We start from the raw sequence: 26158 nt of genomic DNA on the forward strand, positions 1-26158 counted from the left end.
CGCGTCATAGCGGAGCGCCGGGAGAGCCCCGCCGCCCTGCTGTGCATGGCCGACCGAGGCGATGCAGGCGCAAACGAGCGCCGCCAACAGGCGCCAGGGTGGGGTCACGGCACGGTCATCCCGCCGTCCACGGTGATGGCCTGGCCGACGACGTAGCTAGCCCCCGGGCTGCACAGCCACAGGACGGCCGCGGCGATTTCCTCGGGCCTGCCCGCACGGCCGATGGGCACGGCCTTCGCCAGTTCCGAGTACGCGTGCTCGTCCCCGGCGACGACATCCCGGGCGACCTGCGTGTCGATCAGTCCTGGGTTGACCGCGTTCACGCGGATGCCGCGCCTGACGTACTCCAGGGCGGCCGTGCGCGTCAGGCCGACCACGCCGTGCTTCGAGGCGATGTAGGAGCCGATGCCGGGGTTGCCAGTCAAGGCGCCGACCGAGGCATTGTTGACAATCGCGCCGCTGCCCTGGCGCTCCATCTGCCGCAGCTGGTGCTTCATGCAGCTCCAGACGCCGCGCAGGTTGACCCCGATGACGCGGTCCCACTCCTCGCGGGTGCTCTCGGCGGTCGGGGCGATGCGAGGCATGACGCCTGCGTTGTTGAACGCGGCGTCGAGGCTGCCGAACTCGGCGACGGTGCGGTCCACCATGGCCGCCACCTGGGCGTCGTCGCTCACGTCGCAGGTGACCGCAAGCGCCTTGTGACCGGCCGTGACCAGGGTCTGCGCGGCCACCTGGACCGCCTCTTCCCGGACGTCAGCGAGCACCACGGCGGCGCCCGCCGCGGCGAAGGCGTTGGCGGCGGCCAGTCCCATGCCGGAACTGGCGCCGGTGACGAGGGCCACTTGGCCCTTGAAGTCGTAGGTCGGGTTCATGTCAGCCTCTCGATTGTTCAGACCGTCTGTCCGCCGTCGACGACCATGGCGTGGCCGGTGACGAAGGCGGCCGCGTCGGAGCACAGCCAGAGGACGGCGGCGGCGATCTCTTCGGGCCTGCCCATCCGCCCGATCGGCTCCTGCGCGATCACCCTCTCCCGCCCCTCGGGCGTGCCGCCGCTAAAGCGGTCCATCATCGGGGTCTCGATGATCCCGGGGCAGACGGCGTTGATGCGGATGTTCGCCTTCGCGTAGTCCAGCGCCGCCGCCTTGGTCAGGCCGACGACGCCGAACTTCGCGGCACAGTACGCCGCCTGGCCTGCGAAGCCCTTGACCCCGGCGCCCGAGGAGGTGTTGACGATCGCGCCGCCCCTGCTTCAGCAACAGGGGAATCTCATGCTTCATGCAGAGGAAGGTGCCACGGAGGTCGATGCCGACCACCCGGTCCCACTGCTCCCCGGTGAGGTCGGCCGCCGCGGTTACCGGCTGCTCGACACCGGCGTTGTTGAAGGCGATGTCGAGGCGGCCGAAGGCAGCGATCGTCCTCTCCAGCGCGGCCTTCACGTCCTCTTCCCGCGCCACGTCGCACCGGACGGCGAGCGCCCGACCACCAGCCTGCTCGACCAGGCGGGCCGTCTCCTGGTTGCCCTGCTCCGAGAGGTCGGCGACCAAGACGCTGGCGCCCTCGCGCGCGAAGGCCAACGCCGCGGCGCGGCCGATGCCGTTCGCGGCCCCGGTTACGAAGGCGACCTTCCCCGCGTAACCCCCGTTCTGGTTCGTCGTCATGCTTGGCTCCTTCCCGATTGATCCGTGAATGCGAGACCTTGGGGCGCTCGCTGGCTCGGGTGGAGAGATGGGAGGTGCGACTACAGCCGATTAGGCGCTAAAAGATGCATGACGCTATAAGCGAGACTTCTGAATGCCGCGGGCTGAACGCAACGACCTTGAAGCCTTCCTCGCCGTGGCCCGGGAGCGGAGCTTCACCCGTGCGGCGGCGAAGCTCGGGGTGTCCCAGTCGGCCTTGAGCCAGACCCTTCGCGGGCTCGAGGCGCGGCTCGGCCTTCGCTTGCTGACCCGCACCACGCGCAGCGTCGCGCCGACCGAGGCGGGCGAGCGCCTGCTGCAGACCCTGGGTCCGGCCTTCGATCAGATCGACGGCGCCCTGGCGGCGCTCAGCGAGCTGCGCGAGAAGCCCTCCGGCACCATCCGCATCACGGCGGGCGAGCACCCGGCGGAGACGATCCTCATGCCAGCCCTAGCGCGGCTCCTTCCGGACTACCCGGACATCAAGGTCGAGGTCGACGTCGACAACACCCTCACCGACCTCGTGGCCGGGCGCTACGATGCGGGCATCCGCTTCGGCGAACAGGTGGCCAAGGACATGATCGCGGTTCGGATCGGGCCAGACATGCGCATGGCTGTCGTCGGCGCCCCCGCGTATTTCGCCCGGCGGTCGCGGCCGAAGGTGCCGCAGGACCTGACCGGACACGCCTGCATCAACATGCGCCTGCCGACGCACGGCTCCCTCTACGCCTGGGAACTGGAGAAGGGAAAGCGCGAGCTCAAGGTGCACGTGGAGGGGCCGCTGGTGTTCAACTACGCCCCGTTGCTCCTCCAGGCCGCACTGGCCGGACTGGGGCTGGCCTGCGTGTTCGAGGACCAGGTGCAAGAGCACATCGCCGAGGGGCGGCTTGTCCGGGTGCTCGCCGACTGGTGCCCGCCCTTTCCCGGGTACCACCTGTACTACCCCGGCCGCCGCCAGCCGACGGCAGCCTTCGCCTTGCTGGTCGAGGCACTTCGCTACCGGGGTTGAGGCGGGCATCGCGGCAGCTCACGCGCGGCCTCGCGCATGGTGTCCCGGGGCGCGTCGCAGGGGCTGGCACAGCGTGCCGCCACGGCTGCGCGGCTCCGCTCCCGTCGCTTGTGTGCATCCATCCCGGGCGCACCCGCCGGGCGGTCCGGTAGGACAGTTGCGCCGGGAGCGAGGCGGTGCCGGGTCACCGGCGATACTGCTCGTCGGTGACCTTCTCCAGCCACTCGACGCTGCTGCCGTCCAGGGCTTCCTGGATGGCGATGTGAGTCACGCCGGTGGCTGCTGCGGCGCCGTGCCAGTGCTTCACTCCGGGCGGGATCCACACGACATCGCCCGGCCGCATCTCCTGGACGGGGCTTCCCGACTGCTGCACCCAGCCCACGCCCGCCGTCACGATCAAGGTCTGGCCGAGCGGGTGCGTATGCCAGTTGGCGCGGGCTCCCGGCTCGAAGGTGACCAGCCCGCCCGAGACGCGCGACGGGGGACGCAGCGGGAAGAGCGGATCGACGCGGACGGAGCCGGTGAAGATGTCGGCGCCGCCGCGGGCGGAGGGCTGCGCGCCGGGTTGGGTGACCCGCACCTCCCCTCTTCCTTCATCCGTGGCAACCGATCCGCCTGGGCGGCGGCCAAGGCGAGCATCGAGGCCAGCAGGGAGACCGCGAACAAGCGCCTCATTTTCGGCCCCCGCCTGCGCCGGACCTCGCGGCGCGGCTGTCGAAGACGCTCTTCACGACCGGCACGGCGGAGAAGGCGTTTGGCCACCCGGCGTAGAAGGCGAGGTGCGTGACCACCTCCGATGCCTCCGTCCGGGTCAGGCCGTTATCCATCGCCCGGTTCAGGTGGTAGGGGACCTGTGCGACCTGCCCTGCGGCGACCAGTGCGGTGACGGTGACGAGGCTACGGTCCCGCGGTGCGAGGCCCGGCCTCAGCCACAGGTCACGGAACAGGATGTCGGTGGTGAACTGGTTCAGCCCCGGGGCGACCGGGCCGACATCCTGCGCGACGCGGGCGGCACGTTGCGCCTCGGCAGCCTCGTCGAGGGGCAGGAGTTCCGGAGACTCCGGGGGAGCTGGTCTGCGCCGATGCCGCGCCGGGCGAAGGCGTCCTGCACCGACGGGACCGCCGCCATGGCATTGCCCCACCCGGCGTAGAAGGCGAGGTGAGTCACGATCTCGGAGATTTCGGCCGGGCTGACCCCGCTTTCGAGCGCCAGGTTGACGTAGGCGGGCAGCTCCATGGTCTGGTTGCGGGTGACGAGGGCGGACAGCGTGACGATGCTGCGGTCCCGCGGCGAGAGGTCCGCACGCCGCCACAGGTTTTGCCGGACGGAATCCTGCGCGTACCGATCGAGGGCGGGCGCGACCATCCGCAGGCCCTCACGCGTCAAGGTATCCTTGTTCGACACGCCATCTGCTCCTTCAGTCTGGCCCCGCGACGAAGCGGAAAGGACAAGCGACGCGAACGCCGCGACGAGCAGTCTCGACCGCATTCAAGCCTCCCTGATCTAGGACATGGACAAGTGTCACCCGGCGGATCTGTCGGCCGGACCGCGCGGCGGGTTGTCGCGCATCAGGTGAAGCGCGACGCCAGCGGCGCCGAGCACGACCAGGGCGCTGACGAGGAATACCGCACCCAATCCAGCCCAGCCCGCGACCAGGCCCAGCGCGGGGCTGCCGAAGCCGAGCGCCACGTCGAGGAAGGCGGTGTAGGCGCCCATGGCCAGGCCACGGCTCTGCGGAGGTGCGCGGCGGACGGCTTCGATGCCGAGGCCCGGGTAGACCAGCGCGAAGCCAAGCCCAGTGAGCGAGGCCCCGACCGCGGCCACCGCCTGGGTCGGCGCCAGCCAGATGAGCGCCAGTCCGGCCGCCTCGATGACGACGGAAACCAGCGCGACCCTCGCCCCGCCGAGCCTGTCGGGCACGTGGCCCAGGAACAGGCGAGCCGCGACCAGGAAAGCCGCGAAGGCGCTGAATAGGAGCCAGACCGGGGCCCAATGGCGCTCCGCCGACAGCAGCGAGCTGAAGGCGATCATGGTGCCGAAGCCGAGGCTGCTGAGCGCCGAACCGAACCCTGGCCGCCAGACCACCCGGGCCACCTTGAGAAGCGCCGGGCGGGTGCCACGCTGCGGCGGAACGGGAGCGAGGGGGACGACGAGCGCGATGGCCGCAAGCGGAGCCAGCGTCGTCAAGGCCGCGATCGCCGCGAAGCCACCGAAGGCGTAAAGGGTGGTCCCCAGGGGAGCCCCGAGCGCGAGGGCGGCGAACATCGCCATCCCGACCCAGGCGATCACCCGCCCCGCGTTCGCCGGACCGGCAAGGGCCAGTCCCCAGCTTACCCCGCCCGTGATGATGAAGCTCTCGGCGGCGCCGAGAAGCGCGCGACCGAGGATGAGTATGGTGACGGACACCGAAGGCGCGCCGACGAAGCGGAGTGACAGGAGGTAGAGCAGCCCACCCGCGACGGCCGCCAGCAGGCCTGCGACGACGGCGTGCTTGGCGCCCCGGCTGTCGGCGAACCGACCCGCCCAAACCCGCGACAGAAGTGAGGCCACGAACTGGCTGCCCGTAACGAGGCCGACGACGAACGTGCTGAACTCCAGTCCCAGGTGCACGTGCAGCGGCAGCACCGGCAGTGCGAGGCCAATCACGAGAAAGGCGACGAGCACCACCGCCATGATCGGCAGCAGCGCGACGATGCCGGACCCGGTCGCCGCGGGCGGTTGCGCAGTGGTGGTGGACATCATGCGTCCTTGGAGAGCGCGGGGCCGGGAGAGGGCATCCCGCGTGCGTGCTGGCGATGCCGCCCGGACCTCCGGCGGTTGGGTTCGGCCCGATTCAGAGCGGGTCGTATCCGGGCTTCTTGAAGAGCTTGCCGGGGGCACCGAGGATGTCCGGCTTGTAGACCTTCTCGGTCCAGTCGCCCGGCTCGACGTCCTCGATGCTGACCGACACGGACGGTTCGCCGCAGTCCGCCGTCACCATGACGGCCTCGGTGACCGCCTCGGCAATCCTGGACTTCTGCGGCTCGGACCTGCCTGACAGCAGCTTGACGATGACGTGTGGCATCGACCTCTCATCCGGCTCGGGTTGGGGCCAACCTCACCTGCGGTACTGCTCGTCGCTGACCTGCTCCATCCAATCCACGGGCGAGCCGTTCAGCTTCTCCTGGATGGCGACGTGGCTCATGGCCGTCGTCGGCGCGGCACCGTGCCAGTGCCGCTCGCCCGGCGGGAACCAGACGACATCGCCCGGCCGGACATCCTCGACGGGTCCGCCCTCGTGCTGGACCCAACCGCATCCGGCGGTGACGATCAGGGTCTGGCCGAGCGGGTGGGTGTGCCAGACCGTGCGGGCGCCAGGTTCGAAGGTGACCAGCACCATGGCGACGCGGGCGGGGTCGGGCGGGTTGAACAGCGGGTCGATGCGGACCGTGCCGGTGAAGTATTCCAAGGGTCCCTTGCCAGAAGGCTGAGAGCCCGCGCGCTTGATCTCCATCGTCCTCTCCGATGCTCAGGTGAACTCCAGATAGCCGGTGTGCCCCCTCGGGATTAGGCGGCAGAAACCGCATGGCGCCATAAGCAAGGCTTCTGAATGCAGCTTGAGTTCGGTCCTGGTTGCTGCCACCACCGCATGGCCATCCGCCTCGGCATCGGTCCGGTTTCCTAGTGTCTCGGTGGCGGACAACGACTTGGGCATCGACGCGGAGACGCTGGACTGGGCGCGCGACGAAGGTCGCTGCCGCCTCGCTAGCCCGATGTGCGCTCAGGGTGACCTGAAGCCAGAGGGGTCATTGCAGAGCTTCGCAGACAGGTCGCCCAACGGTCCTGACGATTGCTCCCGAACCACGACAGTGCGCTGCCGTTTGAGCTGTAGATGCGTTCCGGCATCTCAACGAGAGCGAGAGGCCGTGCGCGTGGGTCAGGGTGACGCAGACGATGAAGTGCCACCCGGATCTGATCCGCAGGCGCTCCGCGACGAGTTGGAGCGCACCAGGGCTGCGCTGGCGCGAGCTCGTGAGGAGGCTGCCGAGGCGAAGGCCCAGCTCGATGTGGCCCGGCACGCAGAAGGAGTCCTATCGGACTTTGTCGCATCGGCGCCGGCGGCCCTCTGGGTGGCAGACGCCAGAACGGGGCGCGGACTCTACGTCTCGCCCGGCGTCGGTTCCCTGCTCGGTGCGGCGCCCGGCGAGGTTCTGCCAGAGGCGGGGCGCTGGCTCGGACTCGTCCACCCCGACGACCGCCCCGTCGTCAGGGCGCGCTTTGAGGCACTGCTTCGAGGAGAGACGGCGGAAGTCGCGTATCGCGTTCTGCCGCGCGATGGGCCTGCGGCAGGCGCCACGAGCCGCGCGGCCGCCGGCTGGGTGAGCGACATCGGCTTCCCCATCGCTGATGCGCGTGGCCGCGTGCGGCGCGTGGCTGGCTTCGCCCATGCGGCCGAGGGAAGCTCGGGCGAGGAAGGGCTGCGGCGCCTGCTGCTGGCCGAGCTCAACCACCGGGTCCGCAATGCGCTCGCCGCGGTGCAGTCCGTGGCGGCGCAGACCGCCCGGGTTGCGTCCGACCCTCGCACCTTCTGGGAAGCCTTCGCTGGGCGGCTCCGCGCCATGGCACGTGCGCACGACATGCTGGCCGGGCGCGGTTGGCCCGAAGGGGTCGAGTTACGGTCCCTGATCGAGGCGGAACTTGCCCCTTACCTGCACGCCGCTGGACCCGTCGGTCCCTCGGCAGAGATCGACGGCCCCTCGGTGCAGCTTCGCCCGGCGACAGCCGTGGCGCTGGCGTTGGCCCTGCATGAACTCGCCACCAATGCGGCCCGGCATGGCGCCTTGTCCGTGCCAACGGGCCTCGTGCGTGTCCACTGGTCATGCATCGAGACGAGCAGGTCGTCAGAGAGCACGCACAAGGCTTCCACTCGCTCGCTTCGCCTGGAATGGCGGGAGAGCGGCGGCCCCGCGCTGCCCGAGCGGCCTGCCCGGCGCGGCTTCGGGGCACGCCTGCTCACGGGCGCCCTTCCAGCCCAACTCGGCGGACAGGTGTTGCTCGATTTCGCAGGGAGTGGGTTGCAGGCGGTGCTGGAGGCGGCGTTGTCCCCAAGGGCGAACCTCTCTACGCGCCGCAGGCTGGTCCGGCGGCCACCGTTGGTAAGAGTAATCTACCGACACCCTAAGCCCATCGGCCACATCGTGGGACCATAAGACAACTCTAGCGCAGGCAACTACTGGTTGCGCCACCCATATTCGGGGATGGTTTTCGAAGTGCGGCCTCCTAAGAGCCACGCCGCGCAGTCGGCGCTTGGTTGTAGTAAAAGCGACCTGCCGCTGCGGGCATGACTAGCCTGAGCGTCGGCGAATCAGGCTTTCATTCTGCTTCTGGCAACCTACATCACGTCGCCGGCCGACACGGCCCCTGCCCGCACTTCTATCGTTCCTGGGAGAAAGGAGCCTCGCTGTGAGCCACCAGCCCGTGCTCTCGCCCACGACCCACACCCTCCTGCGGCGCATCTCCGAGGAGGTGCCCGACCCGGTGGCGGTCCTGCTCGCCCCGGACTGGCAGGTGGTCTACGCCAACCGCAGCTACCGTGCCCTGGCCGGAACGGACCCGATCGGATGCAGGGTGGTCGACCTGTTCCCCGGCGTCGCCGCCTGTGGGGGCCTTGGGAGGCTCGCCGAGGCCCGCTCCACGGGACGGAGCGTCTCCCGGAAGGCCATCCGCACCGTTCTCCGGCCGGGCGAACCCACCTCCTGGTGGGACGTGGACCAGCATCCCCTGCCGGACACCGACGGCGACTTCGGCGCGGTGCTGGTCATCCTGCGCGACGTGACCACAGAGGTCCTGGCGCGCCAGGACGCGGAGGCGGCCACCGCCGCGCTCCGGCGCCGGGCGGAGCAGATGCGCCTCGCGATCGGCGCAGGGCGCATGTACTTCTGGGACTTCGACGTCACGACCGGAGCCGTCGAGTGGTCGGAGGGGCTGGCCGAAGCCTGCGGCATGGCGCCCAGCACCTTCGGCGGCACGGTCGAGGCATTCAGGAACCTGGTCCACCCGGATGACCTCCCCAGGGTCGAGGCGGCCATCGGCCGGGCGCTGGCGGGCGAGGCGGCCTACGACATCGAGTTCCGCATGCTCCGCGCCGACGGCGGGGAGCGCTGGCTGCTGTCGCGCGCGACGGTCGAGCGCGATGCCGCGGGCCGCCCGGTGCGCATGGTCGGCATCGACCTCGACCTGACCGAGCGCAGGCGGGATGAGGCACGGCTGCGGGCGGCGCAGGAGGCGGCCGGGTTCGGCAGTTGGGAATGGGATGGCGGTGCGAGGCGCCAGGTCTGGTCTCCGGAGCAGTTCGCGATCCATGGGGTGCCCCCGAGAGAGGGCCCACCCACCCTCGAGCGTTGGCTCGACCTCGTGCACGAGGACGACCGTGACCTCCTGTTCGACACCGCCAGGAAGGCTGGCCCCGGACAGGGCTACCGCACCCTCTTCCGCATCCGTCGCGCCGACGACGGCACCGAGCGATGGCTGGCGGCGATGGGCCGGGTGCTGGAGGCCGCGCCCGACGGCATGCCGACGCTCATGCGCGGCATCAACCTCGATGTCACCCACATGGTCGGCGGGCTGGTTGAGGAACGGGAGCGAACCCGGCTTCAGGCCGACGATGCCGCCTTCTTCCGCTCCGCGCTGGATGCGAGCCTTGACTGCACCAAGGTGGTCGAGCCGGACGGCACCCTCTCTTTCATGAACGCCAATGGGCAGTGCCTGATGGAGGTCGACGACTTCGAGGCGCTGCGGGGGCGGAAGTGGGCCTCGCTCTGGCCCGAGGGCAGCCGGGCGCGGGTGCGCGAGGCCCTGGCGCAGGCGCTGTCCGGCCAGCCTGACCGCTTCGAGGCGTTCTGCCCCACCGCGAAGGGGACGCCGAAGTGGTGGGATGTCTCGGTGGCGCCCGTCCGGGACGCGGCAGGGCGCGTGGCGCGGGTCGTCTCGACCTCGCGCGACATCACCGCTGCCAAGGGCACCGAGGAACGCCTCCAAAGTGAAGTGACCGCGCGGGAAGACCTGATCCGCGAGGCCGACCACCGCATCAAGAACAGCCTGCAAATGGTCGCCAGTTTCCTCCGGCTTCAGGAGAAACGGACGGCGGAAGCCGGCCGCCGCTGAGGCGCTCGGGAAGGCCACGGCGCGGGTGATGGCCGTGGCCGAGGCGCACCGGGGCCTTTATCGCAGCCGTGACCTGCGAACGGTCGACCTGTGCAGGGTTCTGACGGACTTGGCGGAGCATCTCGGCTCCCTGTCGCCGCGTGTCGCAGTGCGGTGCTTGAGCGAGGGCGAGATGACCATCGATGCCGAGCGTGGCATCCCGCTCGGCCTGATCGCCAACGAACTGCTGACGAACGCCGTCAAGCATGCCTATGCGGAGGGCGAGACGGGCACGGTCGAGACCACCCTTGATGAGCAGGGCGGCTTCGTCGTTTTGACTGTCACCGACAACGGTCGGGGCATGCCGCTCGACAGAAGCGGCGTCGCAGGCGGCCTCGGGACGGCGCTGGTCGGGTCACTGGCGCGCCAGGTTGGCGCCGAGGTCGACGTCGAAACCTGTCCGGGGCTGGGAACAACGGTGAGGCTCACCCTGCCGCGGGAACCCGTTCGACGGGCACGAGCCCCGTAGGCAGCCATCAACGCGCCGATCGTCGCACGGCAGCGCGCTGCCCTTCCGGGTTTTCGGAAATTCGACCAGCGCGCGATGTCGCCTCGACAGCCCGCCAATCGGCGTTCAGAAACGCTCAGCTTTCGGTGGCCTGGCCGCTCAATATCGCTCCGATTTCGGCCGCTCGCCGACTACGACATTGAGTGCCTTGGCCACCGCTTGCTCGCCCAACACCGCTTCACCCTGACAATGGCCGCTCATTGCGGCCAAGGGTGACGGCAAGCGGGCTGGTCACGTCGCATCCCATGGGCTGACGTGCTTGCTCAATGCATGGATGATCGCTTCCGGCTGAAGCGTTGCCCCGCACCAGCGTGCGGTCGGAGCATTCCGTCCGGGATACCCGGCATCCCCGGACCAGTATGGACTCCGGGCCGACCACCCTGAGCAGGGCTCGCGCCGCGTCCTCAAGGTCCTCCAGCACCTCCACCGCCGTCCCGGCTGCCGGGTAGAGCATCGCCACGGCCTCGCTGCATGCCGAGAAGTCCTGGTACTCGACCGGGGCCGCCGAGCCCGGAGCGTCATCCGTCAGCTTGAGTGAGACCCAAAGCCGATCGGCGTCCTCGGGAAACGTCCAGCTCTCGTTGAGCAACCTGTTGTAGTCCGCGGCGGCCTCCCGCATCACCACCTGCCTGTGCTCGACCCGCCGCCGCTTCAGGTCGTCGTCGAGCAGGTTCGACATCGTCCAGAGCGGGTAGGGATGCCCGTCAGGACCGTGGTGGCCTTGCTCGGCGAGGATGTCGGCGATGGCGTGCAGGTCGCGCCCGAGGTCCTCGGCGGCCAAGCGGCGCGCCTCCGCCACCACTTCCGGGTCGGCCGGAAAGGATGGCTGGCGAGAACCCTGATCCCCATTGGACCCGTTCCCGGTCATGTCCTGCCTCCCGCGTGCCTGCCGAGGCCGCCGGATGTCAGCCGGAACATCGCCGCGTCGCCGGTGCCGCCACGCTCGACCAAGCCGCCGATGGACATGACGTTGAGCACCTGGGTGAGCCCCAGCCGGTCCAGCCCAAGGTGTGCGCCGAGTGCATCGCGGGCCGCCCACCCCTTCTGGGTGGCCAGGAAGGTCAACGCGCCATCGACCTGCCGGAGGCGGGTCACGTCGGTGGTGGCCAGCGCGGTGGCGACCGCGACGGACTCCCCGATGAGTTCGTGCAGGGCCGTCAGCCGCTCCGCGAGCGCCGCCTGCCCGTGTTCCGTCAGCAGGGCTGACGCCGCGTCTAGGATGTTGGCCCACTCGCGCAGTTCCGGGTCACGCCGCCGCCCGTCGAGTGCCTTCCAGACCCAGGCGCGCAGGGCAAGGTAGGCGTCCTCCATCAGCTCCGGCGTCGGCTCGTCGAAGACCGCGACCAGCGCCGCTCGCGCCTCCGAAGCCGTGGCCTCGCCACGGGCGATCAGGTTCAGGCTCGGCAGTTCCGGCATCTCGGCGGTCCCCGGCGGCAGGTGGCACCCACCGGAGTTTCCTCCTCTCCGCACCGGATTCAAGGGAGCCCCAAGCTGCGCATCACGCCTGGATGTTCGCCGTTGACACGGTCAGCGCGTTCCTGAAAGGTTCCCCTCATGAGCGCCGCCCACATCCGGACCGTTGTCCTGGCCGCGCCCCGCATGGGGCGCCCAACCCCGCCTGCTCGCACCACCCGCATAGGCTAGTCGCGGCCGCCGGGGCCTCCCGGCATCTCACCGACGCACCTCCGCCCTGGCGCCGCCGGGACGGTCACCCCTTGCCTGCGGGCTCAACATCCATGACCGACGATCTCAACGCTGTCCGGCAGGTCGGCAGCCGCTCACCTCATCGACGCCTGGGGCGTCCGGAGGGCGCCCGCTTGCCGGAACTCGACGAGCAGGTGGCCGCGGCGATGGTCCGTCGCCTCCTGGCCGAACACCCTGGCCTCGTCGCCGCCGCCAAGGAAGGCGGCAGCGTCACGATCCTGGCCATCCACGACCGTGAGTGGGTGCTTCCCATCCGGCGTGCGTGGATCACCGCCCTGTGGGTGGATGACGGGCCGGATGAAATCGTCACCTGGCCGCTCGCGGCAGCGGCGGACGACGAGAAGGAGGACAAGGCACGCGAGCCGCGCTGGCACGGCTTCACCTGCAATGATGCCGCCCGGAAGGTCGACCATCGGTCATCCCAGGGGAACCTGATCGATGCCTTCCAGTCAGGGAAGCCCGTCTACGGGTGGAGCCACGACCCCGACGTGCTCCTTCCTCCCGAACTCCGGCGGATGGCCGACCGGGTGCTGCAGATTCCCCTCCGTCCGGGGCGGTGATCGCCGAGGCCGCGGAGGTGCTGGCCGGTGCACCGGCGACCGAGGAACTGCCGGAGGCGGTGGCCCGCGCTACGCTGCCGCAGCACCTGCTGATGGCGTGGCGTTCCGGCATCCCGGCCAGCGAGGTCTTGCGTCGCCTGAACCGCATCGTCGGCAGCGGGACACCCGAAGTGGACCCCGGCGACCGCCTGGAATCCTTGCTGGGCATGGACGAGGCGCGGGCCTGGGGGCTTGCCGTCGCGCGTGACCTCACCGACTACCGCGCGGGCCGCATCCGTTGGGCCGACATGGACAAGGCGGTCCTGCTGGCGGGTCCGCCGGGCACGGGCAAGACCACCTTCGCCAAGCGGCTCGCCACCACCTGCGACATTCCGTTGGTCATCAGCTCGCCCCAGGAATGGCAGGGCGACCGCGACGGGCACCTCGGCCACGCCCTCGGCGCCATGCAGCGAACCTTTCGGGAGGCGCGGGCCGCCGCCCCCTGCATCCTCTTCCTCGACGAGATCGACGGCATGGGCGACCGCGCCCGGTTCGATGAACGCCACCGCGACTACAGCACCACCTACCTCAATGGGCTGCTGGAACAGCTCGATGGCCTGCAGGGACGCGAGGGCGTCATTGTCGTGGCGGCCTGCAACCACCCGGACCGACTCGACCCGGCCTTGAAGCGCCCCGGGCGGCTCGACAGGGTTCTGGGCATCCCGCTTCCCGACGAGCGCGCGCTGGCGGGCATCCTGCGCCAAAGGCTGGGCGACGACTTGCCTGGCGCCGACCTGCTGCACGCGGTCGGCTCGGCCGTCGGCGCCACCGGGGCCAACGTGGAGCTCTGGGTGAGGTCCGCGAGGCGACGCGCGCGTCATGCTGATCGTCCCATGATCCTTGACGACCTGCTCGCCGAGATCCGCCCGAAGGAAGACGACATGGCCCGGCACTTTCGCCACCGGGCCGCCGTCCATGAGGCTGGCCACGCGCTCGTCGGCAGTCTGGAGCAGCCCGGCAGCGTCCTCCGGGTGTCCATCGTGGCCGGGCCGATCATGGGCGGCTTCACGGAGCATCGGCACGAACCGCTGCTGACCCGGGAGATGGTCGGCCGCCAGCTCCGGCGCCTGCTGGCTGGCCGGGTGGCCGAGGAGGTCGTGCTCGGTGAGGCGTCGTCGGGCGCCGGTGGCTCGGCGAACAGCGACCTCGCCAAGGCGACGATGCTTGCGGTGTCCGCGATCTCCGCGCTTGGCCTGGGCACCGCGCGGGGCGGCCAGCCGCTGGTGTGGCGCGGACAGCCCAGCCCGGAGGACATGCGCCTGCTGCTCGCGCATGAGCCAGCTCTGGAGGCCGAGGTGGCTGCAATGCTGGAGGAGGCGCACTTGCAGGCTCGCGCCATGATCGAAGCCAATCGACCCGCGCTCCAGCGGATCGTCCGTGCTCTGCTGGAGCAAGGAGGCCGTCACAGCCGAGGATCTCGCCCGCTTCGTAGAGCCGCCGCTTCTGCCGGAACAGGCGCCTGACGCCGATACCCCGCAACATGTTCGGTGAGGCCGTCATGTCGCAGCTTGTACCCTCACGAGAATCTGTTACTATGTTGACATGGAGATGCATCTGCGCAGCGCCCTGTCGGCCGTGCAGCCTGCCCTTGGGGCAGGCCGTCTCTCCGTGTCTCCTCACCAGATATAGCCGTCCCGCGAGGGTCGCTATCCGGCCGCCCCTTGCAAGGGGTGGGTCGGCATCGGTTGTACTGGCAGTCACGGAGCGCGCCATGTCCCTCGTCGTCCAGGTCCTGCGGGTGAGCCGAATAGCGAGCGGCTGCTGACCCTCGCTGTCGCGGCGTCGTGCGCCGCGGCCACCCCAGCACCCAGGACCACGACCATGCGAAAGCACCTGCTTGGGGCGGCCGCCACCGATCCCAATTGGACGCCGCGCTTCTCCGCAAAGAACCCCTTCGTGACCGCGCCTGTTAAGCGCATCGGCACGCGCGGCATGGTGGTCAGCTGGTTCCCGACCTGGAAGGGCGGCCGCCGGATGGAACCCCTGCGGCGCTACGTCCACATCGACATGGCGTTCCTGCTTGAGGCCGACCCCGAGGTCGAGCGTTGGAGCGCGACCGAGGGCCATCCGTTGATGGTCCCATTTGCCGCCGTCCGGGACCCGCGCGCCCCTGACTTCGTGGCGCGCTCCGGAGGTCGCCACTTCGCCATTTATGTGCGCGCGGGCGACGAGGACGGGGTGCCCGACAGCGGCGACCTCGCGCGGCGGGGCTACGTGAACCGTGTGGTGCGCGTGGCGGAGCTGGCGACTGATGCCTGTCTGCCCGTCGCCCGCGACATTCTCTACTTCCGGACGGCTGACGTCCCCGACGGCACGGATTTGTCGGCCATGAACCTGCTGCTTGGCCCTCGGCCGCCAAAGACGCTTGGGGGGTTGCACCAGGCCCTCGATGGCGGGCTGGCCTGGGGACAGGTCCTCTCCTTGGTCGGACGGGGCCTGGTCCGCGTGAAGCTCGCCCCCGTCATCGACGGCGGCACCGCGATCACCGGCGTCAACCCGGAGGGCTGGCGCTGATGGACGGCGGCAGCGTCCTGCGGCGAGGCATGTTCCTGCGCCGTCTCGGGTTCACCTGGGAGGTCGCGCTCCTGAAGGATGGCGTCATCCACCTCAGGAACACCGACACGGGCGAGACCGACAAGCTGACCATCGCGCAGTGGCAGGAGGAATGCCTCTCGGGCGACATCCGACACATCGCCACCCCGGGGGCAGAGCTCAACGCCTCTGCCCAGGAGGTCCTGCGCGTCCCACTGGCCGACCTCCCAGAGACCGTGCGCGCGTCGGTCCACTACAAGATGGCCTACGTCGAGGCGTTCAACGAACCCGCCCGCTTCTACAGGGAGAGGCTGCCCGATGTGCCCGTCGAGCGACGGGTGCTGGATGTCCGCCTCTCCAAGGCGAAGCTCACACCGTTCCTGCGCGACGTGGCGGCCGCGCGCGGCCACGACCGACCGCCCGCCTTCAGCACCTTCTGCGAGTGGCTGGCGACCTGGCGGACGGCGAATGCCGCCGGGTGCGCAGACGCCCGCGTGCTGGCCAGCCGCTTCGACAAGCGGGGGCCGAAGCAGCGCTTCATGGATGCCCGCGTCGAGGAGTGGCTGAACGAGGAAATCGACCGCGTCTGGCTGCACCGCAACATGCCGCGGAAGAAGGAGGTCCACGAGGCGCTGCGGAACCGCATCGAGGACTGGAACAAGGCGCACCCGGGCCATCCGCCGCTGCAGGTGGTCAGCGAGCGGCAGGTCTGCCCGCTACATCGACGAGGAAGTGGACCAGTACGTCGTCGCCTGCCGCCGCCGCGGCAAGGAGTGGGCGGACAGGCACTTCCGACCCGTGGGGCGTGGGCCGGAGCCCGACAAAATCCTGGACATCGTGGAGGCGGACCATTCGCGGGCGCACGTCGCGGTTATCGACGACGTGAGCGGCGTGAACCTGGGCAGGCCGTGGGTGACGGTGGCGCTCGACCGCTACAGCCGCCTTCCCTTGGCCGTGCACGTCCACTTCGACGGCCAGAGCCTCACGGCGGTGATGCAGGCGCTTCGGCAGACGATGTTGCCGAAGGATTTCCTGAAGGAGCTCTTCCCCGACCTCCGCTTGGCCTACGGCGCTTCCGGTGTCCCCGTGGCGTACTTCTTCGATAGGGGTTCCGACTTCGACAACGACCACATCGTCGATGTCGGGTTCACCTTCGACATCCGGATGGATTACGCCCCGGTCGGATGTCCCGAGTTCAAGGGGCGCATCGAGCGGTTCTTCCGCACCATGCACGCCGAGGTCGCGCATCCACTGCCGGGCGCCACGCCCCCGCTGCTGGTCGACAGCAACGCACGCGAGGGGCAGGTGAACCTGCGCTGACCATGAAGGAGTTCGTGCGCCGAACTTGGCTTTGGCTCGTGGGGGTTTACGCGCGCTCCTTCCACCGCGGCATCGGCACCACGCCGCTGCGGCGTTGGGAAGAGTCCGCCGCTCGTCGTCTTCCCCGCCCGCCACGAAGCAAGGATGACCTGAACGTGCTGCTCACCCGTGTCGAGTACTGCAAGATCTCCAACACGGGCGTGACCTGGGGTCACCTCCGCTGGAACGGCGACGTGCTGAAGCGCATCCGCACCCGTCCCGGGTTCAAGGAAGGCACCCCGGTCAAGGTCCGCATTGACGACCAGGACGTCAGCCGTGCCTGGGTGACCGACCCGGCGACCGGCACCCCCGAGCCGCTGGCCCCCGTGGACCCGGAATACATGCGGGGCCTGACGCTCTACCAGCACCGCATGGTGCTGCTACTCGCCGAGGAGCGGTTCGAGGGGGCCCGGGACGACCAGACCCGCCGCGAGTGCCGCCGCATGCTGGACGAGCAGGCCCAGGAACTCACCGGGCGCGGAGCCAAGAAGTCCCGAAAGGGCATGAACGCAGTGGCGCGCCACCGCGGCGTCGGCAGCCGCGCCCTGCGGGCGCCGACGCTGCGGTGATGGCCACTTCCGAGAGGACTGGCCCGGCAGCCGATGCCCCTGAGCAGCCCCGCCCGGTCGGCGACTGGCGCCCGGCGCGGCGCGGCGAGACCGAGCCCAAGCGTCGCAGCCCCCGTGTGAAGGAGGTTCGCAAGTGATGAGCACCGCCCGGGAGAAGCTGGCGGCCCGCGAGGCCGCGCTCATGGCGCTGGTCGGCGCCGTGCGCTCGGTCTACGTCGAGTTCGACCGTCTCGCCGACATGAAGCGCGATTTGCGGGACCTGATGGACCGCGACCACGGGGCCAGCGAGGCGGCTTGCCACCTGCTCGCGGGCCCCTCGGGCAGCGGCAAGACGAAGTTCATCCTGGACTTCATGGCGGACTTCCCGCGCCTGCCGCATGCCCTGGTGAACAAGCTCGGCGAGAAAGCCGACCACGCGCCGATCATCTGCACGAAGGTTCCCCGGACAGGAACGCGCACCTTGGCCGAGCAGGTCTACGAGGCGTTCGCGCTCCGCACGGCGCCGCGAAACCGCCGGGAGCAGGACCTCATTAAGGACATCCAGGGCTTCGCGCGCGAGATGCGGACCCAGCTCGTCATCCTCGAGGAGGCGCACCAACCCTTCAAGAAGAAGGGGGACTACGCTGCCCGGGAGGTCGCGGGCTTCTGCAAGGACATCCTGAACGAGGCCACCTTCGCCATGCTCATCGTCGGCACTGAGGAGGCGTTGCGCTTGAAGGGGCTCGACGAGGAGTTCGACCGGCGCTGCATCCACACCCACCGGCTGGCGTCCCTCCGCTGGGACGTGCCCGACGAATGCGAGGACTTCCTCGATGTCCTGCGCGCCTGCGACGCCCACCTCGCCGAGGCGGTTGGCGTCCTGTCCCGCCTCGACGAGCCGGAGGTGGCCATTCGCCTGCACGTGGCGAGCCGTGGCCTCCTCGGGTACCTCGCGGTGCTCCTGGAGAAGGCTGGCATGATTGCAGTCCGGGACATCGTGCACGGCCCCCGCGGGGCGCCGAGCCGGAGCCGAAACCCGGCATCACACTGTCTCGGCTCGCGCGCGCCCATGAGCAGGTCGCGTCCCACAAGGGGCTCCCCAACCCCTTCTCGGTGCCGAACCCCTTGGACCTCGTGAACCGGGTGGAGGCCGAGAGGCGGGGCCGGAGGCGCGGCCCGTCGCACGCGGGCGCCGCCGCAGGGCGAACCCGGATGACCTCTTCCGCCCCTGACCGTCCGGCGCGGCTGCCGCTCCACCCTGGTGCCCCGCCAAGGGAGAGCCTGCCGGGATTCATCGCTAGGCTGGCGGCCCGGGCGGGGCTGCCCGACGCTCACCACCTCGCCGCGATCGCAGGCTTGCGCCAGCCCGGAAGCGCTATCGCCGGTGATGACCTGCGCGCGCTCGCCCGCCTCTCCGGCATCCCGATCGGGACGCTGCGCGGCATGGCCTACGGACCCGCCCGCCGCCGGGTCCACCACCACTTCCTTGGCGGCGCCGTGCCCGCGAGCAGCTGGACCTGTCCAGGCGCCAGTTCTGTCCGGCCTGCCTTGCCGAGGCGCCGTTCCACCGGGCCGCCTGGGACTTGGTCCTCGTCGGGTGCTGCCCCCACCACGCCGTCCAACTCATCGCTGGCTGCTCGCGCTGCGGGGCACCAAGCGGGTGGGCGGGGCCAGGGGTCGTGGAGTGCAAGGCGCTTGTGGCGCCGATCTGGGCGGGCTGGCCGCACCGCCCGCCAACCGTGCCGAGGCGGAAGCGGCCGCCGATGTCGTGGCACTCGCGGCCGGGCAGGCCGTTGGATGGCTGCCAGCGCCGCTGCGCGCCGTCGAAGGCGGCGACCTGCTGCGGCTGGCGATGTCTCTCGGAATACTGGCCCGCGATTGGCAGGGTGAGGCGCAGGCCGGAGGCACTGGCCGCCGCCGGATCGGCGGTGGTCGCTGGGGTGGCCGAGGCGGGCATCCAATTCCTGCGGGCGTGGCCCGGTCCGCTGCACGAACTCGTCGCGGCCGCAGCCGCAGGAGCCGGGGGACGGCCGGGTCGGTTCGGCGTCCGGCGGACCCTTGGGCCACTCCACGGCTGGCTTGCCTCGGTCCCGGTTGGCCCGGCGCGAAACGCGAGCGTGGCCGCATCGCGGACTACCTTGCGCGCGACCCTGCGCAGCAGCCCCACCTCGCCAGGTGGCCACCGCTCGCCGGGGCGGCGCGCATGACAGGGGCGGTGAGCCTGCGCGAAGCGGCCACGATGCTCGGGACCACCGGGCGGCGTGTGAAGCGCCCTCGCGGGCGCCGGGCTGCTGTCCGTCGAGCTGCTCGGCGGAAGGGGCATCCCGGCAGCCGTTGACCATGACGAGCTCGCGGCCCTGGCCGCAAGAAGCGGCCGCCTCGTGGATTTTCGGCAGGCTGCCGCGATGCTGGGCATCTCGCGCGGCCGCCTGCTGGCCCTCGTCGACGGCGGCCTCCTCGCCCCCATACATCGGGCGACCGCCGACAGCCTGGGGCGCTGGGCCTTTGACAGCGCCGACATTCAGCGGCTCCTGGGGGCTCTGGAGGCCCGGTGTTCCGGCGGCGCCGATGTGCCCGTCATCGGGTTCGAGGCGGCGGCCGAGGCGATGCGGCGCCGCGATGTGTCCCTGCCAGCCTTCCTCCGGATGGTCCTTGATGGCCAGGTCCGTCCCGTGGCCGTGGACGCGGGGCAGGTCGGCCTGAAGCGGCTGCGGTTCGCGGCGTCGGCGGTGCGCGAGGCGTGCCGGGCACGCGAGGCGGAGACGGGCAGGCTGACCGTTCAGGCCGCCGCCGAGAGGATGGGGCTCAAGTGGGAGGTGGTGCGGCACCTCGTGCGGGTCGGCCTGATCGCCGCCGAGGATGGCACGGTGCCAGTGGCGGCGCTGGACGCGTTCAGCCGCACCTACGTGGCGGCGTCCGAGGCGGCCAGGGAGGCCGGGACATCACCGCGCGCGCTCATCGCCCGCCTTCATGCGGGGGTATCAAGCAGGTCACCGGCCCCGGGGTGGACGGCGGCAGGCAGGCGTTCTTCAGGCGCGAAAGCCTGAACGCCGTCCTAGGCAAGGTCAGGTAAACCACCGGAGCAGGACCTCCATCGGCTCATCCAGCCTGACCATGCGGCCACCGCCGATGAGGAGGATGCACCCGCCGGACTCGTCGTCGCAGATGGCAGACACCGAACCTGCGGACAGGGCGTGCCGCCTGCCCTCGACATCGAACACGACCACATAGCGCCCGCACCGGGTTCCTGCTTCAAGGCGGTCGTTGCTGCGGGCAGCTAGGTCGGCAGTTCCGGAAGCATCAGGCTGGGCGCCGAAGTCCTTGGCATCTGTGGGCATGGATGGCACCTGGCGTCAGGGTGGGCGCGCAACGGGGAGAGGGCATCGGGTGATGTGCCCTTCCTATCCGCCGTACCGCGATGCCCAGCCTCGGCAAGGTCGCCTCCAACCACTCCACGGCGTTCACCGTGTGTTCCGATGTCTACTCCTTCCCGGTGTGCCGCGGCAACGGCTTCCTGCGGCCCCTCGCAGTCGGTTGCGCGCCGCCGATCGCCAGCGCCAAGCGGCCCGGGTAGGGTTCGTGAATGCCATATCGCGTTACGGCTGAGCGGCTGGGCGACGAGCCTTCGCCTTTCGGCGCCGACCCACTCGACGACGAAAGCCAGATAGGCTTCCTGGCACGCCTCGCGGCCAGGCAGGGTGGCTACACCGTTCACATGCTGGCCGTGCGCCTTGGGATGCCCGTCCTGACCAATCGGTTCTACCCCGAGGTCACCGAGAGGCTGGCCCGCTTCGCCGGGACATCGGCTGACAAGGTTCGCGCACTCTCTTACGGCCCGGTGGACTCCAAGGTCGCGGACTTCCGGGGCCGGGCGGTTCCGTCGCGCATGCTCGACGGCTTCAGCGGCATCCGGCGCCGCCTCCTGTCCGGCGTGCCTTGGCAGATCAGGTCACCATCGCTGCTGGTGGGACATCCAGGCCATCTCGGCCTGCCCCGTCCACGCATGCACGCTGGTCGACACCTGCCCGCGGTGCCGAGGACCCCTGCGATGGCGCGGCATCGGCGTCATCACGTCGTCCTGCCGATGCGAGGTGGACCTGACCGCCCTGGCGGGCAAACCCATTGGGGAGGAGGACAGAGCGGCGACCGCCGTGACGCATGGTCTGCTGGGTGACCCGCGGTTCTCCGATGATGCGGAGCGTGCCAGGCGGCTGCCGCCGATGGTGGACCTGGACGACGGCGCCCGGGTGGAGTTGCTGTTCAGGTTCGGCCTGGACCTGCTCGGCCCCGGCCCAAGGCACTCTCCGTCATCGTGCCGCCCGACCGAGGGCATCTGGTGCACCGCGGCTTGTCCGATGCGCTGGCCGCGCTTGAACGCTGGCCCGGCAACGTGACGGCGGCGCTGGAGCGCATCAGGGCCGCAAACAGCGGACGCGGCACCACCCGGGCAGGCGTTATCCTGCCGCTACGCCGATGGCTGAACCGGATGCCAGCGGGGCGCGGCACCGTCTTGCGAGAGTTCGTGGACACTTACCGCTAAGTCGTCGCACGTGGCTCATGGTTGGTGCGCGTTCGAGTTCAAATAGCATTGACTTATCGTGAAGTGAGTCTGGCGAATGCTGCGGCCCAGATTTCGAGCATCCGGATTCTGACGAGTCGGTTAAGGTGCGGCGGCGCCACCGCGACCAAGAGCACTCATGGGTGGCGTTACGGTCACGGCCATCTCGGCGGCGACGACCTGAGTGGAGTGTGCCGCCGCGAAGCTGCGCGAACGGGACAGCTTCCGGGTCAGGGAGGCGCGGCGCGCACGGCGCCGGAGTGGATGGACGACGTGGCGAACTACGACTGGCTGTTGAGGCACTTCGACCACGAGTTCGAGCAGCGCGACATCGGCCTGCGGTCCAGTGACCTGGAGCCCGCTCCGCCCGAGGTCGATGGTTGCGCGTCGGCCCTGGCCCCTGAGCGCCCGCGCGCCGCGGCGACCCAGAGCGCGACCGACTTGCGCTTGCCGAGTGGCCGGGCAATGAGAACGGGCTGGGCGGCGAGCGGGAGGAGAGCTGTACGCGGGCTTGGGCTGGCGGGCGTATATGCCAAGGTGATGCTGCGCCGTGACGGACGACCCGCACGAGCAGCGCCTGCGCCTGCTCGGACGCCACTACGTCCCCGACCACCGCACCCTGCCGCAGGAAGTCCGGCAGCGTGCCGAGGGCCGCAACAGGGCGGAGCGGCGCGCGAGGCACAAGCAGGCGGAAAAGATCATCCGCCGCACCGTGGCCCTCTGCGCCTTGGCGGCAGAGAGCGGTGCTGGCTTGCCGATGGACCGCGCGATCCGGGACTTCCTTTCCGAGGTCAACCACCGGGAAGTGTCACACGGCTTCGACGCCCTTCCAGCCAGCTTTAACGTGCTGGAGGCGTTCATCGGATCCCGGCCCGCCGACAAGGTCTTCGACGTGCGCCCCGAGCGAGACCACGTGTTCTCGCTGGAGGACTTCCTCGACTACCTGACAAGCTCGGACGGCCCCGCTGATCCATGCGCCGCGCTGCCTTCCATCCCGGAGGGCGTGGTCCACTCCTACAACGCGGTGGGGGACCTGGAAAGCCTCGCCTTCATCGACGGCGAGGGCGAGCGCCACGTCATCTCCGGCATCTCCTTCGTGCGCCATGGCGACGAGGTGACCTGGATGCTGCTCTGCGGGCCCATCGTCGACATCGCAGCAAAAAGCGCCGAGGCGCGAGCCGTGCGCGGAAGCGATGCCACCGACATGGCGCCCGCGAGAGCTAAGGGACTCGCATTAGAGCATCAGCCGCAGGCCGAGGCGGTTGTCCTCGAAGGGACCAGCAACGCTTGGCGGACGCTCATGTACGGCCGTTTCGATTTGGTCTCCCGCCGTCACCGCGTCCGCTACGTGTCGGTCGACCATGGCTGGAGCCTATCTCATTCACACCGACGACCCGAACGTGTTCGGCAACCCAGCGGCAGCCCTCACCGCGCGGGAGAGAGACGCTGGCCGCAGCCGAGCGGACCTTCGAGAGGGTCGCCGTACTGTTCGACATGGCGGGGGCGATGTTCGCCCTCCCGGCCTACTTTGCCTTCAAGGTGCGACTTGTGCAGGAGCGCACCGTCCCGACCGGGCTGGCCGCCCCCTCGCGCGCTCGCGGCCTCGGCGGACTGATCCAGGAGCAACGCGGCCTGCGGAGCGGGTCGCGTACCGGCGCGTGTCGGCGCTGGAGGTGCTTAACCCGCCGCGCCTGCGCCCATCCGGGGCTACACGCCGCCGCGTTACCAAGTAGAGGTAGAGGGGTTCTGGCGGCGCCTGTCCTCGCCGGACGCCGAGGGCGTCGGCCCCGACGGCAAGCCAACACGCGGCATGACCTGGGTGAAGGCGCACCTGCGCTGGCGCAACCAGCCGCCTCCGCCCAAGGTCGTCCTGGTGAAAAACTCCGTCGGTATCGCGCGGGCGCGCGCGGCGGCGATGGCGGCGTCCGCGGCAGGAACGGCTTTAACGCCGAGTTCGCTGCCGGAGTTCGGCGGCATGCCGGAGGACGTGCCGGAGCCCGCCTCCGAGGCAGTCCGGTCGGGCTGGATCTACGCTGATGACGAGTCCTCTGCTGGAGGACGGCGTCTACAAGGTCGGACGCACGGCCAAGCAGCCGGACGAGCGGGCCGCCGACCTCTCGCGCGCGACCGGCGTCGCCATGGCCTTTGTCGTCGTCGAAGTCCTGGCCCGTGCAGGACGCCCGTGGCTGCGGAGGCGCTCGTCCACCAGGCGCTCTCGGCGAGCCGCATCAACCCGCGCCGCGAATTCTTCCGGCGGCCATTCGCGGAGATCCGGCGCGTGGTCGAGGGTGTCCTGTCGGCTATCGGGCAGGGCGAGCGGCCATGACATCCGCCAGGGGCATCTCCCGCCTTGCGCCGCAGTGGGCGGGTGGTGCATCAGGCGCCCGGAACGTACATCCGGGGGGCGCATGGGGGAGGCGAAGCGGAAGGCGCTGAACGCGGCGGGCAGCGCCGCAAGCGGCCAGGGCCGGGGGCCGCCCGTCGCGTCCGGCGGTCGGCTGGATCTGCTGCAGGCCAGGTTCCGCAGGCTCGGCATCGTCCCCGATGAGGTTGGCTTCTACGACTCGCCCGCCTTCATGGCGGCGGAGCGCACTGGACCCGCGGCTGCTGGAGGCATACGCGGAGTGGGTCGTCCTGCGGCCCCGGACCGATGAATACGAGGCCCATGTTCGTCGGACGGTGCCCGCAGTCGCCGGGATCGTGGCCAGGCGGTTCGCCGAGGAGGGGCTGATGGGGGCATGCCTGAACACGTCCGCCGCCCTCTCCCGGATGCTGGAACGCCTGGGGGTATGGTCCTGTGTCCTCCGGGGTTCCGCCAACGTGACCCAGATTGCCCGACCCGGCCTCGGGACGCGCTACTGGTGGGACATCGACGAGGTCGACAACCCGGGGGCATAACCGGCCACGCCTGGGTCTGCGCCCCGCCCTACCTCGTGGTGGACATCGCCCTCAAGGCCCAGCCCTGGGGCGATGACGCCAGCTTCGGCGACGCCCTGCCAGCCGCGATCCTGGTGGAGCGCGCCGAGCGGATTAGCCCCACCTCCGAGGATGTCGTCTGCCACGCCGTCCGCGAAATGCACGCGGCCGCCAACCGCCGGCGGGATCCCGGGCTCCACAACCGCCTGGTGCCCCACCTCCCCTGGTTCACCGAGAACATCGGAGCGTGGCAGGCAGATGTCGGCGGCGCGAGGGCTGCGCTACGTCCCGAACGCCACCACCGCATCGGACGTCCCGCTGGAACAACTGAACGCCGGGGGCAGGGTGCGGCCCATCGACATCTGGAAACGCGACGTGCTTCCGGCCATTCGGGGAGTGGCCGAAGCCTGAGCCGCCGTCTCCTTCGCTGCCGAGCGGCTCGCAGCCGCCTACTCGACCGCAGCGGCAAGGGGGCGATTGGCGCCGTTCCGAGCGTGGAGATACGCAGTCGCCGCTTCCAGCTCGGCCCCCGGCAGGGCGTGGTCCTGCGTGAGCGGGTGGGCGGCGATCGTGTGGAGGCGTTCGGCCTCGAAATCCAGCTAATCCTGGCGGGCACCCGGTCGAATCCGAAGAATGACGACCGGATGTCCGCTTTCCGGTGCGTCGGCGGCTCCGCTAAGCAGTTGAGTTATCGTAACATGAGTCTGGCGAATGCTGGCGGCCCAGAATGTTGTCCCCGCCAACATTACCTGCACAAAAGACGGCATTAGCGGCACAAGTTTGCCGCTAAGCCTCTGTTTTTGTAGCTTGCCGCAACTCGGATAGGCCGCATCTCGAGCTTCTGGCGGCCGTTCAAAATAGCCGCCTGCTAAGTTCAGCAGTGCAGAAGCGACATGTGGCGGGCGCCTCGCAGGTCAGTTATCCGCGCCTTGCTGACCGCTCCGGGTCCACAGAGGCGGCCGTCAACTCAGCGCTGACACGACCGCCGCATCCATCAGAACAACGTAGTCCTGCCTGATACCGACGGTATGGAGTTGATTGGAGGCCATAAGGTGCTCAGGCGCCTGTTGCCCCTAATCCTTGACGCCCGCCTACATCCCTGGCGTTACCGCCTCCGGCATCGCGGCCAGCTTGTACCGGATGCCTTGGTTGTCATGCGGGTTTTTGGCCAGCAGGTCCTGGTACAGTTCGGCGGCAGACTCAACATCGCCGTGCTCTCTCTGCCAGTCGGCCAGAGCGGCAATGGCGCGCATGTATGGACGGGTGGCGAATACGCCCCACCAGGAGAAGCCCTCATCGGCGGCTGCCTCGCGCGCTGCGACGGGCTCCCAGAGCGCCCGGCCGGTTTCGACGGCCTTGCTCAGGTGGGCGTAGCACTCCCAGTCCTCGATGACGTGCTCGGCTAGGAACAGGTGGGCCTCGATGCAGCCTGGATCCTCGCGGAGCGCGAGTAGGCCGCAGATAACCCGGTCACGGTGGGTCTCGGCCGCGTCCATGCGCTCGAGGGCCCTGGCCGCGGGCGTCTCGACTTTCCAAAAAGGTCGCCGCCAACCCGGGCCGTGGTCG

General features: G+C 69.9%; 28 protein-coding genes and 1 pseudogene. 17 read left to right on the forward strand and 12 right to left on the reverse strand.

Annotation, left to right across the window (positions count from 1 at the left end; translation table 11 throughout):
- Window positions 1-104: 104 nt before the first annotated feature.
- The gene (locus ACQ86J_RS15195; protein WP_431271758.1) at window positions 105-872 is read right to left on the reverse strand and encodes a glucose 1-dehydrogenase; all 768 of its coding nucleotides are present in this window, start codon (window positions 870-872) and stop codon (window positions 105-107) included.
- Window positions 873-889: 17 nt separating this feature from the next.
- A pseudogene (locus ACQ86J_RS15200) lies at window positions 890-1658 on the reverse strand (SDR family oxidoreductase).
- 133 nt (window positions 1659-1791) lie between these two features.
- Here ACQ86J_RS15200 and ACQ86J_RS15205 point away from each other — a divergent pair.
- Window positions 1792-2685 carry a LysR family transcriptional regulator gene (locus ACQ86J_RS15205; RefSeq protein ID WP_431271759.1) on the forward strand — a complete coding sequence of 298 codons (894 nt, stop codon included), beginning with the start codon at window positions 1792-1794 and terminating at the stop codon, window positions 2683-2685.
- 184 nt (window positions 2686-2869) lie between these two features.
- Here ACQ86J_RS15205 and ACQ86J_RS15210 read toward each other — a convergent pair whose 3' ends face one another.
- From ACQ86J_RS15210 to ACQ86J_RS15235, 6 genes are all read right to left on the reverse strand, one after another.
- Window positions 2870-3265 carry a (R)-mandelonitrile lyase gene (locus ACQ86J_RS15210; RefSeq protein WP_431271760.1) on the reverse strand — a complete coding sequence of 132 codons (396 nt, stop codon included), beginning with the start codon at window positions 3263-3265 and terminating at the stop codon, window positions 2870-2872.
- A 91-nt stretch (window positions 3266-3356) separates the two neighbouring features.
- A complete protein-coding gene (locus ACQ86J_RS15215; RefSeq protein WP_431272417.1) occupies window positions 3357-3731 on the reverse strand; it encodes a carboxymuconolactone decarboxylase family protein in 375 nt (124 codons plus the stop codon).
- Complete coding sequence (locus tag ACQ86J_RS15220; protein ID WP_431271761.1) at window positions 3653-4090, reverse strand: carboxymuconolactone decarboxylase family protein; 438 nt, start codon at window positions 4088-4090, stop codon at window positions 3653-3655. Before ACQ86J_RS15220 ends, ACQ86J_RS15215 begins: the two co-directional genes overlap by 79 nt.
- 117 nt (window positions 4091-4207) lie before the next feature.
- Window positions 4208-5428 (reverse strand): arabinose transporter, encoded by a 1221-nt coding sequence (locus ACQ86J_RS15225; RefSeq protein WP_431271762.1) that lies wholly within the window; start codon window positions 5426-5428, stop codon window positions 4208-4210.
- A 91-nt stretch (window positions 5429-5519) separates the two neighbouring features.
- The gene (locus ACQ86J_RS15230; protein ID WP_431271763.1) at window positions 5520-5750 is read right to left on the reverse strand and encodes a tautomerase family protein; all 231 of its coding nucleotides are present in this window, start codon (window positions 5748-5750) and stop codon (window positions 5520-5522) included.
- A 33-nt stretch (window positions 5751-5783) separates the two neighbouring features.
- Window positions 5784-6179 (reverse strand): (R)-mandelonitrile lyase, encoded by a 396-nt coding sequence (locus ACQ86J_RS15235; protein ID WP_431271764.1) that lies wholly within the window; start codon window positions 6177-6179, stop codon window positions 5784-5786.
- Window positions 6180-6663: 484 nt separating this feature from the next.
- On the opposite strand from ACQ86J_RS15235, the gene ACQ86J_RS15240 reads away from it, so the two are divergent.
- The 3 genes from ACQ86J_RS15240 to ACQ86J_RS15250 all read left to right on the forward strand — a co-directional run bounded on the left by ACQ86J_RS15240 (window position 6664) and on the right by ACQ86J_RS15250 (window position 10337).
- A complete protein-coding gene (locus tag ACQ86J_RS15240; RefSeq protein ID WP_431271765.1) occupies window positions 6664-7875 on the forward strand; it encodes a sensor histidine kinase in 1212 nt (403 codons plus the stop codon).
- Window positions 7876-8128: 253 nt separating this feature from the next.
- Complete coding sequence (locus ACQ86J_RS15245; protein ID WP_431271766.1) at window positions 8129-9829, forward strand: PAS domain-containing protein; 1701 nt, start codon at window positions 8129-8131, stop codon at window positions 9827-9829.
- A 28-nt stretch (window positions 9830-9857) separates the two neighbouring features.
- Window positions 9858-10337 (forward strand): sensor histidine kinase, encoded by a 480-nt coding sequence (locus ACQ86J_RS15250; RefSeq protein WP_431271767.1) that lies wholly within the window; start codon window positions 9858-9860, stop codon window positions 10335-10337.
- A 217-nt stretch (window positions 10338-10554) separates the two neighbouring features.
- Here ACQ86J_RS15250 and ACQ86J_RS15255 read toward each other — a convergent pair whose 3' ends face one another.
- Together ACQ86J_RS15255 and ACQ86J_RS15260 are read right to left on the reverse strand one after the other, a co-directional pair.
- Window positions 10555-11244 carry a hypothetical protein gene (locus tag ACQ86J_RS15255; RefSeq protein WP_431271768.1) on the reverse strand — a complete coding sequence of 230 codons (690 nt, stop codon included), beginning with the start codon at window positions 11242-11244 and terminating at the stop codon, window positions 10555-10557.
- A complete protein-coding gene (locus ACQ86J_RS15260) occupies window positions 11241-11792 on the reverse strand; it encodes a hypothetical protein (protein WP_431271769.1) in 552 nt (183 codons plus the stop codon). Before ACQ86J_RS15260 ends, ACQ86J_RS15255 begins: the two co-directional genes overlap by 4 nt.
- A 320-nt stretch (window positions 11793-12112) precedes the next feature.
- On the opposite strand from ACQ86J_RS15260, the gene ACQ86J_RS15265 reads away from it, so the two are divergent.
- The 8 genes from ACQ86J_RS15265 to ACQ86J_RS15300 all read left to right on the forward strand — a co-directional run bounded on the left by ACQ86J_RS15265 (window position 12113) and on the right by ACQ86J_RS15300 (window position 20165).
- On the forward strand, window positions 12113-12640 hold the full coding sequence (locus ACQ86J_RS15265; protein WP_431271770.1) for a hypothetical protein: 528 nt from the start codon (window positions 12113-12115) through the stop codon (window positions 12638-12640).
- Window positions 12637-14142, forward strand: coding sequence for an AAA family ATPase (locus tag ACQ86J_RS15270; RefSeq protein ID WP_431271771.1), 1506 nt, complete (start codon window positions 12637-12639; stop codon window positions 14140-14142). The genes ACQ86J_RS15265 and ACQ86J_RS15270 overlap by 4 nt, the downstream gene beginning before the upstream one ends.
- 358 nt (window positions 14143-14500) lie before the next feature.
- Window positions 14501-15193: a hypothetical protein gene (locus ACQ86J_RS15275; RefSeq protein WP_431271772.1), complete on the forward strand. Its 693-nt coding sequence runs from the start codon at window positions 14501-14503 to the stop codon at window positions 15191-15193.
- A 750-nt stretch (window positions 15194-15943) separates the two neighbouring features.
- Window positions 15944-16531 carry a hypothetical protein gene (locus ACQ86J_RS15280; RefSeq protein WP_431271773.1) on the forward strand — a complete coding sequence of 196 codons (588 nt, stop codon included), beginning with the start codon at window positions 15944-15946 and terminating at the stop codon, window positions 16529-16531.
- Between the two features lie 2 nt (window positions 16532-16533).
- Window positions 16534-17139: a hypothetical protein gene (locus ACQ86J_RS15285; protein WP_431271774.1), complete on the forward strand. Its 606-nt coding sequence runs from the start codon at window positions 16534-16536 to the stop codon at window positions 17137-17139.
- 136 nt (window positions 17140-17275) lie between these two features.
- Window positions 17276-18256, forward strand: coding sequence for an ATP-binding protein (locus tag ACQ86J_RS15290; protein ID WP_431271775.1), 981 nt, complete (start codon window positions 17276-17278; stop codon window positions 18254-18256).
- 379 nt (window positions 18257-18635) lie between these two features.
- Complete coding sequence (locus ACQ86J_RS15295; RefSeq protein WP_431272418.1) at window positions 18636-19325, forward strand: TniQ family protein; 690 nt, start codon at window positions 18636-18638, stop codon at window positions 19323-19325.
- Window positions 19326-19523: 198 nt separating this feature from the next.
- Complete coding sequence (locus ACQ86J_RS15300) at window positions 19524-20165, forward strand: hypothetical protein (RefSeq protein WP_431271776.1); 642 nt, start codon at window positions 19524-19526, stop codon at window positions 20163-20165.
- 18 nt (window positions 20166-20183) lie between these two features.
- Here ACQ86J_RS15300 and ACQ86J_RS15305 read toward each other — a convergent pair whose 3' ends face one another.
- The gene (locus tag ACQ86J_RS15305) at window positions 20184-20456 is read right to left on the reverse strand and encodes a hypothetical protein (RefSeq protein WP_431271777.1); all 273 of its coding nucleotides are present in this window, start codon (window positions 20454-20456) and stop codon (window positions 20184-20186) included.
- Between the two features lie 377 nt (window positions 20457-20833).
- On the opposite strand from ACQ86J_RS15305, the gene ACQ86J_RS15310 reads away from it, so the two are divergent.
- The 5 genes from ACQ86J_RS15310 to ACQ86J_RS15330 all read left to right on the forward strand — a co-directional run bounded on the left by ACQ86J_RS15310 (window position 20834) and on the right by ACQ86J_RS15330 (window position 25362).
- On the forward strand, window positions 20834-21292 hold the full coding sequence (locus tag ACQ86J_RS15310) for a hypothetical protein (protein WP_431271778.1): 459 nt from the start codon (window positions 20834-20836) through the stop codon (window positions 21290-21292).
- Window positions 21293-21466: 174 nt separating this feature from the next.
- Window positions 21467-21658 carry a hypothetical protein gene (locus ACQ86J_RS15315; protein WP_431271779.1) on the forward strand — a complete coding sequence of 64 codons (192 nt, stop codon included), beginning with the start codon at window positions 21467-21469 and terminating at the stop codon, window positions 21656-21658.
- 568 nt (window positions 21659-22226) lie between these two features.
- A complete protein-coding gene (locus ACQ86J_RS15320; RefSeq protein WP_431271780.1) occupies window positions 22227-23291 on the forward strand; it encodes a hypothetical protein in 1065 nt (354 codons plus the stop codon).
- A 195-nt stretch (window positions 23292-23486) separates the two neighbouring features.
- The gene (locus tag ACQ86J_RS15325) at window positions 23487-24002 is read left to right on the forward strand and encodes a hypothetical protein (RefSeq protein ID WP_431271781.1); all 516 of its coding nucleotides are present in this window, start codon (window positions 23487-23489) and stop codon (window positions 24000-24002) included.
- Window positions 24003-24612: 610 nt separating this feature from the next.
- Window positions 24613-25362, forward strand: coding sequence for a hypothetical protein (locus ACQ86J_RS15330; protein WP_431271782.1), 750 nt, complete (start codon window positions 24613-24615; stop codon window positions 25360-25362).
- A gap of 321 nt (window positions 25363-25683) precedes the next feature.
- On the opposite strand, the gene ACQ86J_RS15335 is transcribed toward ACQ86J_RS15330, so the two are convergent.
- Window positions 25684-26088, reverse strand: coding sequence for a hypothetical protein (locus ACQ86J_RS15335; RefSeq protein WP_431271783.1), 405 nt, complete (start codon window positions 26086-26088; stop codon window positions 25684-25686).
- Window positions 26089-26158 lie beyond the last annotated feature (70 nt).

The sequence above is a fragment of the Dankookia sp. P2 genome (genome assembly GCF_050632255.1).
Taxonomy (GTDB): domain Bacteria; phylum Pseudomonadota; class Alphaproteobacteria; order Acetobacterales; family Acetobacteraceae; genus Paracraurococcus.

Coding starts and splice junctions, on each gene's coding strand:
- ACQ86J_RS15250 (WP_431271767.1), top strand. CDS start 9,858: ATGGCCGTGGCCGAGGCGCACCGGGGCCTTTATCGCAGCCGTGACCTG.
- ACQ86J_RS15285 (WP_431271774.1), top strand. CDS start 16,534: ATGAAGGAGTTCGTGCGCCGAACTTGGCTTTGGCTCGTGGGGGTTTAC.
- ACQ86J_RS15275 (WP_431271772.1), top strand. CDS start 14,501: ATGCGAAAGCACCTGCTTGGGGCGGCCGCCACCGATCCCAATTGGACG.
- ACQ86J_RS15225 (WP_431271762.1), bottom strand. CDS start 5,428: ATGATGTCCACCACCACTGCGCAACCGCCCGCGGCGACCGGGTCCGGC.
- ACQ86J_RS15305 (WP_431271777.1), bottom strand. CDS start 20,456: ATGCCCACAGATGCCAAGGACTTCGGCGCCCAGCCTGATGCTTCCGGA.
- ACQ86J_RS15255 (WP_431271768.1), bottom strand. CDS start 11,244: ATGACCGGGAACGGGTCCAATGGGGATCAGGGTTCTCGCCAGCCATCC.
- ACQ86J_RS15325 (WP_431271781.1), top strand. CDS start 23,487: ATGACCTGGGTGAAGGCGCACCTGCGCTGGCGCAACCAGCCGCCTCCG.
- ACQ86J_RS15195 (WP_431271758.1), bottom strand. CDS start 872: ATGAACCCGACCTACGACTTCAAGGGCCAAGTGGCCCTCGTCACCGGC.
- ACQ86J_RS15205 (WP_431271759.1), top strand. CDS start 1,792: ATGCCGCGGGCTGAACGCAACGACCTTGAAGCCTTCCTCGCCGTGGCC.
- ACQ86J_RS15310 (WP_431271778.1), top strand. CDS start 20,834: ATGCTGGCCGTGCGCCTTGGGATGCCCGTCCTGACCAATCGGTTCTAC.
- ACQ86J_RS15230 (WP_431271763.1), bottom strand. CDS start 5,750: ATGCCACACGTCATCGTCAAGCTGCTGTCAGGCAGGTCCGAGCCGCAG.
- ACQ86J_RS15335 (WP_431271783.1), bottom strand. CDS start 26,088: ATGGACGCGGCCGAGACCCACCGTGACCGGGTTATCTGCGGCCTACTC.
- ACQ86J_RS15290 (WP_431271775.1), top strand. CDS start 17,276: ATGAGCACCGCCCGGGAGAAGCTGGCGGCCCGCGAGGCCGCGCTCATG.
- ACQ86J_RS15265 (WP_431271770.1), top strand. CDS start 12,113: ATGACCGACGATCTCAACGCTGTCCGGCAGGTCGGCAGCCGCTCACCT.
- ACQ86J_RS15235 (WP_431271764.1), bottom strand. CDS start 6,179: ATGGAGATCAAGCGCGCGGGCTCTCAGCCTTCTGGCAAGGGACCCTTG.
- ACQ86J_RS15300 (WP_431271776.1), top strand. CDS start 19,524: ATGCTGGGCATCTCGCGCGGCCGCCTGCTGGCCCTCGTCGACGGCGGC.
- ACQ86J_RS15260 (WP_431271769.1), bottom strand. CDS start 11,792: ATGCCGGAACTGCCGAGCCTGAACCTGATCGCCCGTGGCGAGGCCACG.